Origin of the sequence: Streptomyces sp. NPDC059900, from assembly GCF_050270335.1 — a bacterium.
In the GTDB taxonomy this organism is placed as follows: Bacteria; Actinomycetota; Actinomycetes; order Streptomycetales; family Streptomycetaceae; genus Streptomyces.
This window is the reverse complement of record NZ_JBNNJZ010000724.1, coordinates 1-3,644: the sequence shown is the minus strand read 5'-3', so window position 1 is coordinate 3,644 and position 3,644 is coordinate 1. Positions and strand designations below refer to the sequence as shown.

The following is a 3,644-nucleotide window of genomic DNA, read 5'->3' as shown; positions in this document are numbered from 1 at the left end:
CCCTCACCCGCACTGCCGCGCACGCACTCACGGGAGCCGTCCGATGAAGCACCTGTACCGGCAGACACGCTCCTTCCCGCCCGCGGTAAGGCTCCTGATGGCCAACCAGTTCGCCATCAACCTCGCCTTCTACATGCTCATGCCCTACCTCGCCGCCCATCTGTCCGGCCAACTCGGGCTCGCGGCCTGGGCGGTCGGGCTCGTCCTGGGCGTACGCAACTTCTCCCAGCAGGGCATGTTCCTCATCGGCGGCACCATCGCCGACCGCTTCGGCTACAAAGCGCCGATCATGGCGGGCTGCCTCCTGCGGACCGCCGGCTTCGGCCTGCTCGGCTGGGTCGACAACCTCCCCGCGCTCGTCATCGCCTCCGCGGCCACCGGTTTCGCCGGCGCCCTGTTCAACCCCGCCGTGCGCGCCTACCTGGCGGCCGAGGCGGGCGACCGGCGTGTGGACGCCTTCGCCACCTTCAACGTCTACTACCAGGCGGGGATGCTCCTGGGCCCGCTGGTCGGCCTCGGCCTGCTCGCCGCCGACTTCCGCCTCGTCTGCACGGTCGCCGCCGCGATCTTCGGCGCGCTGAGCCTGCTGCAGTGGCGTGCGCTGCCCGCACGCCACGGCGCGGACACGGCCACCGGAGCCCGCAAGGACGGCGTCCTTGCCCAGTGGCGCACCGTCGTGGCCAACCGGCCCTTCCTGCTGTTCGCCATCGCGATGATCGGCTCGTACGTCCTGACCTTCCAGGTCTATCTCGCTCTGCCGCTGGCCGCTTCCGACGCCTTGGGATCGAAGGGCACTTGGGTCACCAGCGGGCTGTTCGTCGTCTCGGCCGCGGTCGCCGTGCTGGGCCAGCTCAGGCTCACCGACTGGGCCAAACAGCGCTGGAGCCCCGGCCAGGCGCTGGTGCGCGGCCTTGTCGCGATGGGCATCGCCTTCCTGCCCCTGGCCCTCGCCCCAACCGGTTCCACAGCAGCGGTCCTTGTGGCGCTTCTTGCCGCCGTGGTCCTGTTGGCGGCGGGCAGCGCGGTGGTCTACCCGTTCGAGATGGACACCGTCGTCGCCCTCTCCGGAAACCGTCTCGTCGCCACCCACTACGGCCTCTACAACACCGTCTCCGGCATCGGCATCACCCTCGGCAACCTCCTCACCGGAGCCATCTGGGACTTCGCCGAGCGCCACGACGCCCTGTGGCTGACGTGGTGGGCCCTGACCGCGACGGGGCTCGCCTGCGCGGCGTCCGTCGCCGCGCTCGCACGCAGCGGACGACTGTCCGTACGGGAGCCCCAACTCGCGGCGGCCTGACCCTCTGAAGTACCGCGGGAGCGGGGGCGACTGCACCGCCGCCCCCCCGCTCCCCGCAGGGCTAACGCACCGGCACGAACACCGGGTTCGAGTAGAACCACAGGTCGTCCCACGGGCTCTCCAGGCCGTCGGCGAGCGGCTCGGCCTCGTCGGTGTTCGTGCCGCGCACCCGGGCGTAGAGGTCGCTCCCCACGTTGTGCAGGGTGTGCCTGATGACGTACTCGCGTCCCTGCTTGCGCCAGTCGCGCGGGCCGAACCGTGCCACCACCTTCGTGGTGGGGTGGCCGAACGCGGCATGAACGGATACCGGGGGTACGGCAAACAGCCCACAGGCAGTTGGCTGCGCCGTCCAGTCCTCGCGCTGCCGACAGCGTCCATGCACCGCGGGTCGCTGCAACGGCACTGACGACGAGGGGCGTATCGTCGGCCCACCCACCCCGAACCCCCCCGGAGCCGTCCCATGGATCACCTCACACAGCGGTTCAGCCCGCGGTGGCGTCCGTGATGTCGCTCGCCCTCTATCTCCCCGGAGCGGGCGCTCTCCCGCGGTGGCTGCAGATCACGGTCGCCGTGGTGGTCATCGGCGCGATGGCCACCCGCATCTGGCTGTTCCTCCGCCGCCGGAAGTGAAGGATGCGCGCACATGCGCACGCTGTACCTCGTCACCCATCCCGAGGCCACGCACCACGTCGAGGGAGTCGTCGGCGGATGGCACGACTCCCGGCTGACTCCTGCCGGTGTCCGTGCGGCGCAGTCCATCGCGCGGGCGCTGCGGGCACAGATTCCGGACGACGCCGAGGTGGAGCTGTACTCGTCGGATCTGCGGCGCACCGTACGGACGGCGCAGGAGGTGGCCGAGGTGTTCGCCGTGCCGCCGGTCCTGGATCGCAGGCTGCGGGAGAAGTCCTACGGCGAGGCGGGCGGAAAGCCGCAGGAGTGGCTCGACCGGCGCTTTGTCCCGCCGCCCGCCGTCGGGGAGCGGATGGACCACGACGAAGGCGTGCAAGGCGCCGAGACCAAGATGGTGTGGGCACAGCGCATCTACGCTGCCATGGACGAGATCCTGCGGCGCCCTTGCGCGCACCAGATCGTCGTCACGCACGGCGGCTCCCTGACGTTCGCCGTGGCGGCCTGGATCAGGATGCCGATCGAATCGGCCGGCTACGCCAGCTTCCGTGCACCCTCGGGCAGCATCACCACGCTCCACGAAGACGACTTCTTCCACAACCGCCAAGTCGCCCGCCTCGGCGACACCCGCCACCTCGGACAACTCCGGTGACCCAGCGCCGACCGCAGGCTCGCGCGCAGCGCCGTCAGCCTTCCGCCGCCCAGGCCAGGAGCTGCTGGATGCGCAGGCCTCGGCGGGCGTCGACCGGCGTGGGGCGGTTGGTGCGTACCGCGTGCGCGAATTCGCGGCGCAGTACGGGCCAGCATTCCTCGTGGTCCAGTTCCGCCGTGTCGTAGACGAGTTCGTCGCCGGGGCCGAGCAGTTCCACCCGGGTGCGGGCCCGCGGAAGTCGTACGGAGCCCGAGAGCGAGGCCTGGCTCACCGCGCCGTTCTCGTGCTCGCAGGTCAACTCGATCCAGCGGCGCGGATCTCCGGTGGAGCGCACCGAGGTGATGGGACCGACAGCGGTGTCGAGGAGGTCCAGCAGGTGCGGGCCAAGGTCGAGCAGCGCGCCGTGCTCCATGCGCCACGCGGTGGCGAAGTCCCCGCCCAGGAAAGCGCCGTGGAGGTAGCAGGACCGGGCGCCGGTGACCTCTACGTGCTGCGCCGCTGCCAGGAAGGCGCGGGTGGCCGGGTGGTAGCGCTTGGTGAGAACCAGTTGGGAGACCACACCCGCCTCCTCGACCGCGTCCGCCACCCGCCGCGCCCCGGCGAGATCAGGGGCCAGGGGCTTTTCGAGAAGCAGCGCCTTGCCGACCTTCGCGGCACGGGGCGCCAACTCGGCCTGGACGGCGGGGGGTACGGCGAAGGCGACCGCCTCGCAGCGGTCGAGGAGCTCGTCGAAGGTCGCGGCGACGGCCGCGCCGTAGGGCGCCGCGGTCTCGGCCGCGGCTTCCGGGCGGCGGGCCCACACGGCGGCCAGCGTCGTCTCGGGTCCGGCGGCCAGCATCCGCGCGTGCATGACGCGCGCCCACGGCCCGGCGCCGACCAGGCCGACCCGCACCGGCGCGGGCGAGCCGGCGGCGGAGTCGGCGGGCGAAGGGCGGGAGCTGCTGTCGCTCATGAGGTCTCCGAGTAAACGAGTACGTGCGCGTGTGCGTGTACGTAGGTGGTGGTGTCGTCGATCAGGGCGTCGGCGCGTCAAGGCGCGCGTCCGCGCGATCCGGCGAGTAGAGG

Annotated in this window: 5 protein-coding genes; 3 read left to right on the top strand and 2 right to left on the bottom strand. The window is 71.5% G+C overall.

Translation table 11 applies throughout. The annotated features are described in order from the left end of the window. The first annotated feature begins 43 nt into the window (after positions 1–43). Positions 44–1,300, top strand: a complete 1,257-nt coding sequence (locus ACQKIP_RS42750; protein ID WP_365856120.1) for an MFS transporter — start codon at positions 44–46, stop codon at positions 1,298–1,300. A 61-nt stretch (positions 1,301–1,361) separates the two neighbouring features. Here ACQKIP_RS42750 and ACQKIP_RS42745 read toward each other — a convergent pair whose 3' ends face one another. Further along, the gene (locus ACQKIP_RS42745) at positions 1,362–1,565 is read right to left on the bottom strand and encodes a hypothetical protein (RefSeq protein ID WP_365856118.1); all 204 of its coding nucleotides are present in this window, start codon (positions 1,563–1,565) and stop codon (positions 1,362–1,364) included. Between the two features lie 236 nt (positions 1,566–1,801). Here ACQKIP_RS42745 and ACQKIP_RS42740 point away from each other — a divergent pair, with 236 nt between their 5' ends. Then, a complete protein-coding gene (locus ACQKIP_RS42740; RefSeq protein ID WP_365856116.1) occupies positions 1,802–1,930 on the top strand; it encodes a hypothetical protein in 129 nt (42 codons plus the stop codon). Positions 1,931–1,943: 13 nt separating this feature from the next. Continuing rightward, positions 1,944–2,579 carry a histidine phosphatase family protein gene (locus tag ACQKIP_RS42735; RefSeq protein WP_365856114.1) on the top strand — a complete coding sequence of 212 codons (636 nt, stop codon included), beginning with the start codon at positions 1,944–1,946 and terminating at the stop codon, positions 2,577–2,579. Positions 2,580–2,613: 34 nt separating this feature from the next. Here the strand turns inward: ACQKIP_RS42735 and ACQKIP_RS42730 are convergent, their stop codons facing one another. Beyond that, the gene (locus ACQKIP_RS42730; RefSeq protein ID WP_365856112.1) at positions 2,614–3,531 is read right to left on the bottom strand and encodes a Gfo/Idh/MocA family protein; all 918 of its coding nucleotides are present in this window, start codon (positions 3,529–3,531) and stop codon (positions 2,614–2,616) included. Positions 3,532–3,644 lie beyond the last annotated feature (113 nt).